The 14,068-nt window shown below is 73.3% G+C and carries 13 protein-coding genes; 11 read left to right on the top strand and 2 right to left on the bottom strand.

Annotated elements, in window-relative coordinates; genetic code table 11:
• The first annotated feature begins 27 nt into the window (after positions 1-27).
• Both metG and Q9S71_RS11980 read left to right on the top strand, forming a co-directional pair.
• Positions 28-1,596 (top strand): methionine--tRNA ligase, encoded by a 1,569-nt coding sequence (gene metG / locus Q9S71_RS11985; RefSeq protein ID WP_311862541.1) that lies wholly within the window; start codon positions 28-30, stop codon positions 1,594-1,596.
• Positions 1,593-2,477, top strand: a complete 885-nt coding sequence (locus Q9S71_RS11980; RefSeq protein ID WP_311862539.1) for a TatD family hydrolase — start codon at positions 1,593-1,595, stop codon at positions 2,475-2,477. Before metG ends, Q9S71_RS11980 begins: the two co-directional genes overlap by 4 nt.
• On the opposite strand, the gene Q9S71_RS11975 is transcribed toward Q9S71_RS11980, so the two are convergent.
• Positions 2,456-3,469: a LacI family DNA-binding transcriptional regulator gene (locus Q9S71_RS11975; protein ID WP_311862538.1), complete on the bottom strand. Its 1,014-nt coding sequence runs from the start codon at positions 3,467-3,469 to the stop codon at positions 2,456-2,458. The two genes, Q9S71_RS11980 and Q9S71_RS11975, sit on opposite strands and share 22 nt — an antisense overlap.
• Positions 3,466-4,737, bottom strand: coding sequence for a glutamyl-tRNA reductase (locus Q9S71_RS11970; RefSeq protein WP_311862537.1), 1,272 nt, complete (start codon positions 4,735-4,737; stop codon positions 3,466-3,468). The genes Q9S71_RS11975 and Q9S71_RS11970 overlap by 4 nt, the downstream gene beginning before the upstream one ends.
• A 59-nt stretch (positions 4,738-4,796) precedes the next feature.
• Here Q9S71_RS11970 and hemE point away from each other — a divergent pair, with 59 nt between their 5' ends.
• Genes hemE through rsmA form a run of 9 tightly spaced genes read left to right on the top strand, consistent with a single transcriptional unit; the run spans position 4,797 to position 14,061 of the window.
• Positions 4,797-5,918 (top strand): uroporphyrinogen decarboxylase, encoded by a 1,122-nt coding sequence (gene hemE, locus Q9S71_RS11965; protein ID WP_422880366.1) that lies wholly within the window; start codon positions 4,797-4,799, stop codon positions 5,916-5,918.
• Positions 5,915-7,303, top strand: coding sequence for a protoporphyrinogen/coproporphyrinogen oxidase (locus Q9S71_RS11960; protein WP_311862535.1), 1,389 nt, complete (start codon positions 5,915-5,917; stop codon positions 7,301-7,303). The genes hemE and Q9S71_RS11960 overlap by 4 nt, the downstream gene beginning before the upstream one ends.
• The gene (gene hemQ, locus Q9S71_RS11955; RefSeq protein ID WP_311862534.1) at positions 7,293-7,976 is read left to right on the top strand and encodes a hydrogen peroxide-dependent heme synthase; all 684 of its coding nucleotides are present in this window, start codon (positions 7,293-7,295) and stop codon (positions 7,974-7,976) included. Before Q9S71_RS11960 ends, hemQ begins: the two co-directional genes overlap by 11 nt.
• Complete coding sequence (locus Q9S71_RS11950) at positions 7,973-9,211, top strand: ferrochelatase (protein ID WP_311862533.1); 1,239 nt, start codon at positions 7,973-7,975, stop codon at positions 9,209-9,211. The genes hemQ and Q9S71_RS11950 overlap by 4 nt, the downstream gene beginning before the upstream one ends.
• Positions 9,208-10,125 (top strand): hydroxymethylbilane synthase, encoded by a 918-nt coding sequence (hemC, locus tag Q9S71_RS11945; protein WP_311862532.1) that lies wholly within the window; start codon positions 9,208-9,210, stop codon positions 10,123-10,125. The genes Q9S71_RS11950 and hemC overlap by 4 nt, the downstream gene beginning before the upstream one ends.
• A complete protein-coding gene (locus tag Q9S71_RS11940; protein WP_311862530.1) occupies positions 10,122-10,895 on the top strand; it encodes a uroporphyrinogen-III synthase in 774 nt (257 codons plus the stop codon). Before hemC ends, Q9S71_RS11940 begins: the two co-directional genes overlap by 4 nt.
• On the top strand, positions 10,892-11,887 hold the full coding sequence (gene hemB / locus Q9S71_RS11935) for a porphobilinogen synthase (protein ID WP_311862529.1): 996 nt from the start codon (positions 10,892-10,894) through the stop codon (positions 11,885-11,887). Before Q9S71_RS11940 ends, hemB begins: the two co-directional genes overlap by 4 nt.
• The gene (hemL, locus tag Q9S71_RS11930) at positions 11,884-13,188 is read left to right on the top strand and encodes a glutamate-1-semialdehyde 2,1-aminomutase (protein ID WP_311862528.1); all 1,305 of its coding nucleotides are present in this window, start codon (positions 11,884-11,886) and stop codon (positions 13,186-13,188) included. The genes hemB and hemL overlap by 4 nt, the downstream gene beginning before the upstream one ends.
• Before the next feature lie 33 nt (positions 13,189-13,221).
• Positions 13,222-14,061 (top strand): 16S rRNA (adenine(1518)-N(6)/adenine(1519)-N(6))-dimethyltransferase RsmA, encoded by an 840-nt coding sequence (gene rsmA / locus Q9S71_RS11925; RefSeq protein ID WP_253034038.1) that lies wholly within the window; start codon positions 13,222-13,224, stop codon positions 14,059-14,061.
• Positions 14,062-14,068 lie beyond the last annotated feature (7 nt).

Genomic DNA, 14,068 nt, shown 5'->3' with positions numbered 1-14,068 from the left:
CCGCCATGTCGCCCGTAGAATCTCCAGGTGACTTCCGGCGGCTCCTTCTACATCACCACCCCCATCTACTACCCGAGCGATCTGCCCCACATCGGGCACGGGTACACGTCGGTGGCGGTGGACACCCTCGCGCGCTGGCACCGGCAGGCAGGCGATGACACCTGGATGCTGACGGGCACCGACGAGCACGGGCAGAAGATGCTCCGCGCCGCGACGGCCAACGGGGTGACCCCCCAGGAGTGGGTCGACAAGCTCGTCGAGGAGTCGTGGTTCCCGCTGCTGAAGACCCTCGACGTCGCCAACGACGACTTCATCCGCACGACGCAGCCGCGCCACGAGGAGCGCGTCAAGAAATTCGTGCAGGCCCTCTACGACAGCGGCTACATCTACGCGGGCGAGTACGAGGCGCTGTACTGCGTCGGCTGCGAGGAGTTCAAGCCCGAGGCCGAGATCGTCGACGGCACGGGTCCCTTCGAGGGCCTCAAGGTGTGCGCCATCCACTCCAAGCCGTTGGAGCTGCTGCAGGAGAAGAACTACTTCTTCAAGCTCAGCGAGTTCCAGGACCGGCTGCTCGAGCTGTACCGGAGCCAGCCCGACTTCGTGCGTCCCGATTCCGCCCGCAACGAGGTCGTCTCGTTCGTGCGGTCGGGGCTGAAGGACCTCTCCATCTCGCGGTCCGCGTTCGACTGGGGCATCCGGGTGCCGTGGGACGAGTCGCACGTCATCTACGTGTGGGTCGACGCGCTCCTGAACTACGCGACGGCCGTCGGCTACGGCGACGACCCGGCGGAGTTCGAGCGGCGGTGGCCGGCCTACCACGTAGTCGGCAAGGACATCCTCCGCTTCCACGCCGTCATCTGGCCCGCCATGCTGATGGCCGCCGGTCTCGAGGTGCCGAAGGGGATCTTCGCGCACGGCTGGCTGCTCGTCGGCGGCGAGAAGATGTCGAAGTCGAAGCTCACCGGCATCGCACCGACCGAGATCACCGACGTCTTCGGTTCCGACGCCTACCGGTTCTACTTCCTCTCCGCGATCGCGTTCGGACAGGACGGCTCGTTCTCGTGGGAGGACCTGTCGGCGCGCTACCAGGCCGAGCTCGCCAACGGTTTCGGCAACCTCGCCTCGCGCACGATCGCGATGATCGGGCGCTACTTCGACGGTGTCGTGCCCACTCCGGGTGAGCCGACCGAGCTGGACCTCCGGGTGCAGCGGACGGTGGCGGATGCCGCGACCGCCGCCGATGCCGCGATGACCGCCTTCCGCCCCGACGAGGCGATCTCGGCCATCTGGACGATCGTCGACGAGCTCAACGGCTACATCACCGAGAACGAGCCCTGGGCGCTCGCGAAGGACGACGCGAACCGCGAGCGCCTTTCGACGGTGCTCTACACGGCCGCCGAGGGACTGCGCGCGCTCGCCGTGCTGCTCTCGCCGGTCATGCCGCAGTCGACGGCGACCCTCTGGGGCGCGCTCGGCGCTCCGGGCGAGCTGACGGCGCAGCCGCTGCGTGAGGCGGGCACGTGGGGCCAGCTGCCGGCGGGTACCCGCGTCGGCACGCTCGCGCCGCTGTTCCCGCGCGTCGAGCAGAGCGCATGACGGACGACCCGAGCACCTACGTCCGCCAGCGCGAGCAGTCCGCGCGCGACGTCCGATGGCCGGATGCGCCGGAGCCGCTCCCGGTCGCCGTCTACGACAACCACGCGCACCTCGAGATCGAGGACGGCGACGAGCCGCGCGGCCTGCACGAGCAGCTCGCCCGCGCCGCGGAGGTCGGCGTCGTGGGCGTCGTGCAGGCGGGGGGCGACATCGAGTCCTCGCGCTGGTCGGCGTGGGCCGCGGCATCCCACCCCGCGGTGCTGGCCGCCGTCGCGATCCACCCGAACGAGGCGCCGGCGTACGCGGCCGCCGGGCGGCTGGACGAGGCGATCGCCGTCATCGACGAGCTCGCCGCGCAGCCGCGCGTGCGTGCGGTGGGCGAGACGGGGCTCGACTTCTTCCGGACCGACGAGGACGGGATCCCCGCCCAGGTCGCGAGCTTCGAGGCGCACATCGACATCGCGAAGCGGCACGGGATCGCGATGCAGATCCACGATCGCGACGCGCACGAGGCCGTCCTCGAGACCCTCGAGCGGGTCGGCGCACCGGGGCGCACCGTCTTCCACTGCTTCTCGGGCGATGCCGACATGGCGCGGTACTGCGCCGACCGCGGCTACTGGCTGAGCTTCGCCGGGAACGTCACGTTCAAGAACGCGCAGAACCTGCGGGACGCCGTCGCCGTGACCCCGCGCGAGCGGATCCTCGTCGAGACGGATGCGCCCTTCCTCACCCCGACACCGCACCGCGGCCGCCCCAACGCCCCGTACCTCGTGCCGGTGACGGTGCGGTTCCTGGCCGCCGAGCTCGGCGTCCCCCTCGAGGAGCTGTGCGCACAGCTCGCGCAGAACACGCTCGAGGTCTACGGCGCCTTCACCGACTGAGGCAGCGCGACGGCCATCGGCGGACGGGTCGTCGATCCCGGCACGAGTTCCCACGGCAGATCGACCACCCGGGGGCCGTCGTCGAGCAGAGCGCCGGGGAGCGTGTCGAACATCGCCTGGGCCGCGAGGTCGGGACGGATGCAGACGTGCGTCACGCCGAGGCGGCGGTTGACGGCGCAGTCGGTGGAGCAGAGCGCGACGAGCTGGACGTCGCGGGGGATGACGAGGCGCATCTCCTCGAGCTGCAGGTAGACGTCGGGCCCGTCCTCGGCACCGGCGAAGATCGCGTCCGCACCGGCGGCGAGGACGTCGGTGATGAGGCGCGGCAGCGTGCGCCGCGAGGCGTCGACGGCGCGCACCAGCGGCTCGCGGCCGCGGACCGAACTCCAGATCTCGTACGCGGCGCGTCCGATCTCGTCGCGGGGGGCGCCGCCGTCCTCGGTGAGGAAGGCGATGCGGCGGGCGCCGGCGCGTTCGAGCTCGTCGAGTCCCGCCCGGACGGCCGCGTCGTACCCGGTGCGGATGCTGAGTCCGCGCGATCCGTCGACGAACTGGTCGTCCGCGACGATCGGGATGCCGCGGGCGATGGCCGCGAGCAGGAGTTCCCGGTTGCCGCGCGCATCGGGCACATAAAGCGCGTCGAGCGTCGTGCCGGCGATGAGGTCGGGGGTCGAGTCGGGGAGGACGGTCACGGTGAACCCGTGGGCCGCGGAGGCCCGGACGAGCGAGGTCAGCTTGCGCGCGCGCTGGAGCTCGCCGCGCCGGTCGTCGTCGGGGTCGTCGCCCATGACGAATCCGACCGTCATCGTCCGGCCGCTGCGCAGCGCCGCAGCGTGGCGGTTGGGGACGTAGCCGAGTTCGGCGGCGATGGCCTTGATGCGTTCCCGCGTCTCGGGGCGCATGCTGCCGCGATCGTTGAGCGCCTGGCTGATGGCCGCCGTCGACACGCCTGCGGCGCGCGCGATGTCCTTCAGCGTGACGCTCGCGCTCACGGCTGCTCGCCCTCGTCCGGTGAGGCGCCCTCGCGCGGCCCGGGCAGCACGGTGCGCACCGCCTCGGCCCACTCGGGACCGGCGCCCGAGGAGGCGAGCGTGTGGCCTCGGGCGATGAGCTGGTGCAGCAGCACGCCCGAGAAGTGGCGGAGCGCCGTCTCGACCTCGGCCGAGTCGCCGCGCCGTCGTGCGCGGGTGAGTTCCTCGTCCAGCACGCCGTGCACGAACCGGCGGAGGTCGACGACCGACTGGGACACCTCGTGCACGCGCCGGGCGGCGGCGTGCCGCTTGGCGGCGGCCTGGACGATCTCGCGCGCCTGGCCGACGGTCTCGGCCTCGTCGACGGGGGCGTGCAGTCGGATGGTCTCGAGGTCGAGGAGTTCGACGCCGGGCAGCAGCGCCACCTCGGGGTCGACGTTGCGGGGCAGGCCCAGGTCGATGATCACCTGCGCGCGGGTGCTCCCGGCGCGGGCGGTCGCGTGCGAGAAGGCGTCGAGGGCGAAGGTGTCGGTCGTCGCCGTGCAGGTCACGACGATGTCGGCGGCTGCGGCCTCGGCGGCGTAATCGTCGACGCCGACGTGGACGAGGTGCTCGCGGTTGGCGAACTTCTGGCGCCCCGACCGCGAGTGCACGCGGATGTCGGTGGCCCCGACCGCTCGCAGGGCGGCGAGGGCCGCCGCGGCGTAGCGTCCCGTGCCCACGAGGAGGACGCGGGCGGTCGCCCAGTCGACGCGGGGGCTCACGAGGTCGACGGCGAGACGGACGAGCGAACGCCCGGACTCACCGAGCCGCGTCGTGTTCTTGACGGCGCGGGAGGTCTCGGTGGCGCGCTGGAAGAGGTGCTCGAGCGGCGCGGTCGTCAGGCCGCGGCCGCGCGCGGCCTCGAGGGCGCGTCGCACCTGCCCGGCGATCTCGTCCTCGCCGACGGCGACGGAGTCGAGTCCCGACGCGACCGTGAAGAGGTGGTGGGCGACCTGGTTGCCGTGGGCGAAGTCGACGTTCTCGCGGAGGGACCGGTAATCCATGTCGGCGGCGCCGGCGATCGCCTCCATCGCGGCATCCATCGCGGGGACGGGGGAGGCGAGGTCGGGTTCCTCGGCGAGGTCGAAGTACGCCTCGAACCGGTTGCAGGTCGCGAGCACGACCGCCCCGCGGACCGACTCGTGGACCGCGGACAGGCGCTCGGCGAGGTCGTCTCCGACCGTCGAGAGCCGCTCGAGGGAATCGAACGGCGTGGAGCGCTGATGCGCGGTCAGGCAGACGAGCACGGTGCGGAGAACCCCCTTGGATCACGATTAGTATATCGATTAACCGATTCGAGGAGTCCATCATTCCCGGCCTCAGCCACCCCCTCATCGCCGCGCGCACCCGCGAGTCCCGTCTCGTCCGCGCGCTGCTGGGCGATCGTCCGCAGACGACCCCCGTCTGGTTCATGCGGCAGGCGGGGCGATCCCTCCCCGAATACCGCGCGCTCCGCTCGCAGGGCTCGATGATCGACGCGTGCCTCGACCCGGCGCTCGCGAGCGAGATCACGATGCAGCCGGTGCGCCGTCACGGCGTGGACGCGGCGATCTTCTTCAGCGACATCATCGTGCCGCTCGCCCTCATCGGCGTCGACGTCGAGATCGTCGCCGGTCGCGGTCCGGTCTTCTCCCAGCCGCTGCGGACGCCCGCCGACATCGCGCGCACCGTCGCGATCGACCCCGCCCTCGTCACCGAGCGCGGGGAGGTCATCGCGGATGCCGTGGGCCGCACGACCGCGATGCTCGCCGACCTGTCCGAGGAGCGCGGCGAGCCGCTGCCGCTCATCGGGTTCGCCGGCGCGCCGTTCACCCTGGCGGCCTACCTCGTCGAGGGCGGCCCGTCGAAGGACCACCTCGCCGCCCGACGCCTCATCCACGACGACCCGGCCGCATGGCAGGACTTGACGATGTGGCTCGCCGAGGTCACCGGCCGCTTCCTCGCCCTCCAGATCGAGGCGGGGGCGAGCGCAGGGCAGCTGTTCGACTCATGGGCGGGCGGGCTGAACCCCGACGACTACCGCGCGTCGGTGCTCCCGGCATCCGTCGCCGCGCTCTCGCACGCCCGGGCGCTGCCGCTGCCCGAGGGCGTCGACCGGCTGCCGCTCGTGCACTTCGGGGTCGGTACGGGCGAGATCCTCGCCGACATGGCGACCCCCGACATCGATGCGCTCGGCGTCGACTACCGGGTCCCGCTCGACGAGGCGCGTCGCCGCATCGGCCGCGACCTGACGATCCAGGGCAATCTCGACCCCGCACTGCTGTTCGCGCCCGAGCCGGTGCGGACGGCGGGTGTGCACCGCGTGCTCGAGGCCGGTCTCGCCGCGCGCGCACACGTGTTCAACCTCGGGCACGGCGTGCCGATGGAGGCCGACCCCGACGCCATTTCGGCGGTGGTCCGGACGGTCCACGACTGGCGGGCGCCGTGACCGGAGCCCCCCGCCGTCACGACGTCGTCATCGTCGGCGGCGGTGTCGCCGCGCTGACCACGGCGTGGGAGCTCGCCCGCGCCGGTCGCGACGTCGTCGTGCTCGAAGCCGGCGACGCCGTCGGCGGGATGCTGCGCCGCGGCGTCGTCGCAGGAGTCGAGCTCGACCTCGGCGCGGAGTCCTTCGCGACCCGCACGACCGGCGTCGCCGACCTCGCGGCCGACGCCCGACTGGCCGTGCAGTTCGCCCCGCCCCGGCCCGCCGGGGCGCACGTCGCGTTCCGCCGGGGGATGGGGCGCGTCGGACGCGCACCGTTGCCCCGACGGGCGGTGATCGGGATGCCGGCGGACCCCACGGCGGCCGATGTCACCCGCGTCCTCGGTCGCGCCGGTGCCCGTCGTGCGGCGCAGGAGCGCGACCTCCCGCTCGACCCGCGGATGTTCGAGGAGCCCGAGCCGACGCTGGCCGAGCTCGCGACGGCCCGGTTCGGACCGGCCGTCACCGCCCGTCTGGTCGAACCCCTCTGCGCGAGCGTCTACTCGCAGAGCGCGGGAGCGGTCACCCTCTCGGCCCTGAACCCGGCCCTCTGGCAGCGATTCCGCGAGCTCGGGTCGCTGACCGCCGCCGTCGACACCCTCGCGCCGCAGGCCCGTGCGGGCTCCGCTGTGCGCGGCGTCGAAGGGGGCCTGTGGCGCCTCGCCGCCGAGCTCGAGATCGCGGCCCTCCGCGCGGGCGCCGTCATCCGCACCGGTGCGTCCGTCCGCGGGATCCGGCCGACGTCGGCGGGCGCCGAGGTCGTCCTCGACGGCGAGACGCTGACGGCGGGCGAGGTGGTCCTCGCGACCGGCCCCGTGTCCGCCGCGGGCCTGCTCGGCGTCACGGCGCCCGAGGCCGCTCCCGTCCGCCTGGTCGTCGCCGCCGTCGCGGCGGCTGCGCTCGATCGTCACCCGGTCGGGTCCGGTGTCATCGCCGCGCCCGACGTGCCCTCGGCCGCGAAGGCCCTCACCCACGTCGACGCGAAGTGGGAGTGGGCCGCGGCCGCCGTGCCCGCGGGCGTCCACGTCGTCCGGCTGTCCGCTCGGGATGCCGGCGCCGGCGGGCTCGACACCCCCGCCGAGGTCGCGGCGGCCGTCCGCACCCTCACGGGCGTCGCTGTCAACCCCGCTGACGTGCGGGAGGTCGTGCCGGTCTCCTGGTCGGATGCGGTCGTGACGCCGGAGGTGCAGGCCGCCGTCCGCACCGCCGCCGCCTCGCGCGGCATCCGTCTGATCGGGGCGGTCGCCGCCGGCACCGGCCTCGCCTCGGTCATCCCTCACGCTCGCGCCCTCGCGGCGGAACTGCTGTCCCACCCCACCCCCTCCGAAGGAGTACGTCATGTCCGCTGACGATGTGTCAGCCCCCGGCCTCGGCTACACGCTCTTCGCGATCCTCGCCGGCCCCCGTCCGCGCGCCGCCGCCTCCACGGCGGGCATCGACACGCTGCGAGCGGTCGTCGACGCGTTGCCCGCCGCCGAGGTGACCCTCCGCGGGTTCTACGACGTCACCGGGATGCGGGCCGAGGCCGACCTCATGGTGTGGCTGCACGGCGAGGACCCGGCCGCCCTCCAGAAAGCCCTCCGCGAGCTCCGCCGCACCCCCGTGCTCGCGGCCTTCACGAACGTGTGGAGCGCGATGGGCGTGCACCGCGAGGCGGAGTTCAACAAGCGGCACGTCCCCGGCTACCTGCGCGGCGAGCACCCCCGCGGCTGGCTCTGCGTGTACCCGTTCGTCCGCAGCTACGAGTGGTACCTGCTGCCCGAGGACGAGCGCTCGCGCATGCTCGCCGAGCACGGCCGCAAGGGCGCCGCCTTCCGCGACGTCGTGGCGAACACCGTGTCGACGTTCGGCCTGAGCGACTACGAATGGCTGCTGCCGCTCGAGAGTGACGACCCGATCAGCCTCGTCGACATGATGCGCGAGCTGCGGGCGACCGACGCACGGCGTCACGTACGGGAGGAGGTGCCGTTCTACACCGGGCGGCGCGTGGAGATCGACGAACTGGCGGAGGTGCTCTCATGAGCGCGCAGAACATCGGGTCCCCGGGCGCGGAGTTCCGTCCCAAGCCGCCCCGCGCATCGGGAGTGGTCGTCGCCGACGGCTGCGTCATCCCGAACGCGACGGAGGGCACGTGCGCCGGTGAGCCCCACGCCACCGTCCCCGTCGCCTACGACGGCATCCTCCTCCTCGGTTTCGGCGGTCCCGAAGGCCAGGACGACGTGATCCCGTTCCTGCGGAACGTCACGGCGGGTCGCGGCATCCCCGACGAACGCCTCGAGGAGGTCGCGCACCACTACCGCCACTTCGGCGGGGTGTCGCCCATCAACGAGCACAACCGCGAGCTGAAGGCCGCCCTCGACGCCGAGCTCTCTGCACGGGGACTCGACCTGCCGGTCTACTGGGGCAACCGAAACTGGATGCCGTACGTCACCGACGCGATCGACGCGGCCGTCGCGGACGGCCGGCGGAAGCTCCTGGCGATCGCCACGAGCGCGTACAGCTCGTACTCGTCGTGCCGCCAGTACCGCGAGGATCTCGCGGACGCCGTCGAGGCCACCGGCCACCAGACGGACGTGCAGATCGACAAGGTGCGCCAGTTCTTCGACCACCCCGGGTTCGTCGCGCCGTTCGTCGACGGCATCCGTGCGGGGATCGCCGAACTCGCCGAGCGCGGGATCACCGACCTCGCGAACGACGTCGAGATCCTGTTCTCGACGCACTCGATTCCGACCTCCGACGCCGACCGTTCCGGCCCGCCCGAGCGCGGCTTCGGCCCCGGCGGCGCGTACGTCGCCCAGCACCTCGCGGTCGGTGAGGAGATCATCTCGCGGCTCGGGTTCCCGGGCGCGTGGCAGCTCGTCTTTCAGAGCCGGTCCGGCCCGCCGCAGGTGCCGTGGCTCGAGCCCGACATCAACGACGCGATGCAGGAGTTGCCGGGCCGTGGCCGCAAGGCCGTGCTCATCGTGCCGCTCGGGTTCGTGAGCGACCACATGGAGGTCATGTGGGACCTCGACACCGAGGCGATGGAGACGGCGGAAGAGCTCGGACTCGTCGCGGTCCGCACCGCGACCCCCAGCACCCACCCCGACTACGTCGCGGGTCTCGTCGACCTCGTCGAGGAGCGCCTGAAGGGCACCCCCGCCGCGGAGCGCCCCGCCGTCACCGACCTCGGTCCCTGGTACGACGTGTGCCGTCCGGGATGCTGCGAGAACAAGCGACTCGGCTTCCAGCCCGCACTGTCGGGTGTGGCGCCGTGAGCGCCCCCCTGCGCCTCGGCACCCGCGCGAGCCTGCTGGCGACGACCCAGTCGCAGCATGTGGCGGACGCGGTGGCCGCGGCATCCGGGCGGGACGTCGAACTCGTCCCCATCACCAGTGAGGGCGACGTCCTCACCGGGCCGCTCGCCCAGATGGGCGGCACCGGCGTGTTCGCGACGGCGCTGCGGGACGCGCTCCTGCGGGACGAGTGCGACTTCCTCGTGCACTCGATGAAGGACCTGCCGACCGCGCCGTACCCCGGCATCGTCGTGGGCGCCGTCCCCGTGCGGGCATCCCAGCGCGACATCCTCCACTCGCGCGACGGCCTCGCCCTCGATGAGCTCCCGGCCGGCGCGCGCGTCGGCACCGGTTCGCCGCGTCGTGTCGCCCAGGTGCGGGCGCGCCGGCCCGACCTCGTCGTCGAGGGCATCCGCGGCAACGTCGACAGCCGGCTCCGCAAGGTCGCCGACGGGCAGTACGACGCGATCGTCCTCGCCGAGGCGGGGCTCCGTCGCATCGGTCGCGACAGCGCCATCACCCAGGTGCTCGACTGGCCGACCTCGGCCGCCCAGGGGGCGCTCGCCGTCGAGATCCGCGACGGCGACACCGTCGTGGCGGACGCCGTCGGCCGCATCGAGCACGCCGACACCGCCCTCGCCGCCCACCTCGAGCGCGCCGTGCTGCGCCGCCTCGAGGCGGGGTGCGCCGCGCCCGTCGCGATCGACGCGGAGCATCACGGCGACGTCGTGACGCTCGTCGCGCACGTCTACGCCGAGGACGGTTCGCGGTCGGTCGCCGCCTCGCGCCGGCTCGACCCGCACGTCGACGTCGACGCGGCCGCGGCGGACGTGGTCGCCGAACTCCTCGAGGGCGGTGCCGCCGACCTCGCCGACCTCGCGGGGACCTCCCGATGACCTCGGGAGGACTCCGCGGTACCCGCGTCCTCGTCCCCCGGGGCGGGGCCTGGGGTGACCGCGTCGCGGCCGACCTGCACGCCCGCGGCGCGGACGCCGTCATCGCACCGCTCATCTCCTCCGCCGCCCCACGCGACACCGCCGCCCGCGACCGCGCCTTCGCCGCGCTGTCGGCGGGGGCGTACGCCTGGATGTTCGTCACCAGCGCGGCGAGCGTCGAGCAGCTGCGGCAGCACGGGGTGCGGATCCCCGACACCACCCGGATCGCCGCCGTCGGCAGGGCCACCGCGCGCGCCCTGACCGAGGCCGGGTGGGAGGTCGACTTCGTCCCCGCCGGGGCGTCCTCGGCCGCGGCCCTCGCCGCCCAGTGGTGCGCCGGCCGGGATCCCGCCGCGACCGGGCGTTCGCTCGTCGTGCGCAGCGACCTCGCCCAGGCCGTCGTCAGCGACGAGCTCGAGGTGCGCGGCTTCGCCGTCGACGTCTGCATCGCCTACCGGACCGTCGGCGTCGACCTCGAACCGCAGGTCGCGGACGCGCTCCGCTCCGGCGGCATCGACGTCGTGCTGCTCACCTCGCTGAGCGTCGGCAGGGAGCTGCGCCGTCAGGTCGGGCGGCTCCCGGCATCCACCCTCGTCGCCTCGATCGGACCGGGGACGTCGCGCGACGCCGCAGTCCTCGGATTCACGGTCGGGCACACCGCACAGACCCAGAGCATCGACGCGCTGATCTCCGAGCTCGACGCCCACCTCCCCGTCAAGGAGTCCTCATGACCTCGTTCCCCACCCGTCGCCTGCGCCGTCTGCGCGGCACGCCGGCGCTGCGCCGCCTCGCCGCCGAGCACCACCTCGTGCCCTCGCAGCTCGTGCTGCCGGTCTTCGTCAAGGAGGGCATCACCGAGGCGCAGCCGATCGCGAGCATGCCGGGGGTGTCGCAGCATCCGCTCGACGCGATCGCCGACGTCGTCGACGAGGCGGCGGCCGCAGGCCTCGGCGGGATCATGCTCTTCGGCGTCCCCGCCGTCCGCGACGCGGTCGGCAGCGGCGCCACCGATCCGAGCGGGATCCTCAACCGCGCGATCGCGGTCGCCGCGCGCGCGGCCGCCGGACGCCTCACGGTGCAGACCGACCTCTGCCTCGACGAGTTCACCGACCACGGGCACTGCGGCCTGCTGGCCGCCGACGGCTCGGTCGACAACGACGCGACCCTCGAGGTCTACGCCGAGATGGGTGTCGCGCAGGCGCGCGCCGGCGCCGACGTGCTGGGACTGTCGGGGATGATGGACGGCCAGGTGGCCGCGGTCCGCGCAGGACTGGATGCCGCGGGCTTCGCGCACGTCGCGATCCTCGCCTACTCGGCGAAGTACGCCTCGGCGTTCTACGGTCCCTTCCGCGACGCCGTCGAGTCGACCCTCCAGGGCGACCGCCGGACCTACCAGATGGACCCCGCGAACGCGCGCGAAGGTGTCGAGGAGGCGCTCGTCGACATCGCCGAGGGTGCCGACGTCGTCATGGTCAAGCCCGCCATGCCCTACCTCGACGTGCTCGCCCGGGTCTCGGACCGCTCAAACGTGCCGGTCTGGGCGTACCAGGTGTCGGGGGAGTACGCGATGATCGAGCACGCCTCCGCTGCCGGTCTCATCGACCGCGAGCGCGCCATCGGCGAGAGCCTCGTCGGCATCCGCCGTGCCGGCGCCGACGTCATCCTCACTTACTGGGCCGTCGAGGTCGCGCACTGGCTGCGCGCCGGGAAGGAACTCGCATGAGCCGCAATCAGGAGCTGTTCGACCGCGCCCGCGGAGTGATCCCCGGCGGTGTCGACTCACCGGTCCGCGCCTACGGGTCGGTCGGCGGGACCCCCCGGTTCATGGTGTCGGCGCAGGGCGCCTACGTGACGGATGCCGACGGTCGCGACTACGTCGACCTCGTCGCCAGCTGGGGGCCCGCCCTGCTGGGTCACTCGCACCCTGCCGTGATCGAGGCGGTGGTGCAGGCCGCCCAGCGCGGGCTCTCGTTCGGAGCGCCGACGGCGGCCGAGACCGAGCTCGCCGAGGAGATCCGCTCGCGCGTCCCCGCCGCCGAGAAGATCCGGCTCGTCTCGACCGGCACCGAGGCGACGATGACGGCGATCCGTCTCGCCCGCGCCGCCACCGGGCGCGATCTGCTCATCAAGTTCGCCGGGCACTACCACGGGCACTCCGACGGCCTGCTCGCGCAGGCCGGCTCGGGCCTCGCGACCCTCGCCCTGCCAGGGTCCGCGGGCGTGCCTGCGCCCATCGCCGCGCAGACCCTCGTCATCGGCTACAACGACCGCGCCGCCGTCGAAGAGGTGTTCCGCGCGCACGAGGGCCGGATCGCCGCGATCATCACCGAGGCCGCCGGCGCCAACATGGGCGTCGTCCCGCCCGCGCCGGGCTTCACGGCGTTCCTCTCCGAGATCGCGCATCGGAACGGCGCGCTCCTCATCAGTGATGAGGTGCTCACCGGGTTCCGCTCGTCGCGCTCGGGGTACGCGGGCGTGCTGGAGGCGGCGGGGGAGCACGTCGTGCCCGACCTCATCGCCTTCGGCAAGGTCATCGGCGGCGGCCTCCCCGTCGCCGCGGTCGCCGGTCGCGCCGAGATCATGGACCTCCTCGCGCCCACCGGTCCCGTCTACCAGGCGGGCACGCTGTCGGGGAACCCGGTCGCCGTCGCCGCGGGCCTCGCGACCCTCACGCACGCCGACGACGCGGTGTACCGCACGCTCGACGCCGTCGCGCACACCGTCGCGGACGCGGCATCCGCTGCTCTGACGGATGCCGGGGTGCCCCACGTCGTGCAGTGGGCGGGCACCCTCTTCAGCATCTTCTTCGGCGAGTCCGTCGTGAACGGCGTGCCCGACTACGCGACGGCGACGTCGCAGGATGCCGACGCCTACGGTCGCTTCTTCCACGCGATGCTCGAGGGCGGTGTCTCGCTGCCGCCGTCGGCGTTCGAGGCGTGGTTCGTCACGGCCGCGCACGACGACGCCGCGATCGGCCGGATCGTCGAGGCGCTGCCGGCTGCCGCTCGGGCCGCGGCCGGCTGAGGGGCGGGACGGGGCGCCGGTAGGCTGGAACCCATGCCCGTCACCCTCCTCGGAGCCGCCGAGATCCGCGCCCTCGCCGCCGACCTCGACGTCACCCCGACGAAGAAGCTCGGACAGAACTTCGTCGTCGATGCGAACACGGTGCGCAAGATCGTCACCGCCGCGCGGGTCACCTCCGCCGACCGCGTCGTCGAGGTGGGGCCGGGCCTCGGGTCGCTGACGCTCGCGATCCTCGAGACCGGCGCGCCGGTGACCGCCGTCGAGATCGACCACCGCCTCGCCGAGCGTCTGCCCGCCACCGCGGCGGCGCACGGCGTGCCCGACGGTGCGCTCACCGTCGTCGCCGAGGACGCCCTGCGCGTGAGCGAGCTCCCCGGCGACCCCGACGTCCTGGTCGCGAACCTGCCGTACAACGTGAGCGTTCCCGTGCTCCTGCACTTCATGGAGCACTTCCCGACCATTCAGCGCGGCGTCGTCATGGTGCAGGCCGAGGTCGGCGAACGCCTCGCGGCGCCCTCCGGCTCGAAGGTCTACGGCGCCCCGAGCGTCAAGGCCGCCTGGTACGGCACCTGGCGTCTCGCCGGCACCGTCTCGCGTCAGGTGTTCTGGCCCGTCCCCAACGTCGACAGCGTCCTCGTCGGATTCGAGCGCGACACCGATGCCCGCGGCACCGAGGAGGAGCGACTCCGCACCTTCGCCATCGTCGACGCCGCGTTCCAGCAGCGTCGCAAGATGCTCCGCCAGGCCCTCTCCGGCGTCCTCGGCGGTTCCTCCGCGGCGGCCAGCGACGTGCTCGCGCGCGCCGGCGTGGCACCCACCGCGCGCGGCGAGGAACTCACGATCGAGGACTTCGTCCGCATCGCCCGCGCCTGAGCCGGCG

The sequence above is a fragment of the Microbacterium gawkjiense genome, assembly GCF_031932225.1.
Classification (GTDB): Bacteria; Actinomycetota; Actinomycetes; order Actinomycetales; family Microbacteriaceae; genus Microbacterium; species Microbacterium gawkjiense.
This window is presented reverse-complemented; position numbering and strand designations above follow the sequence as displayed.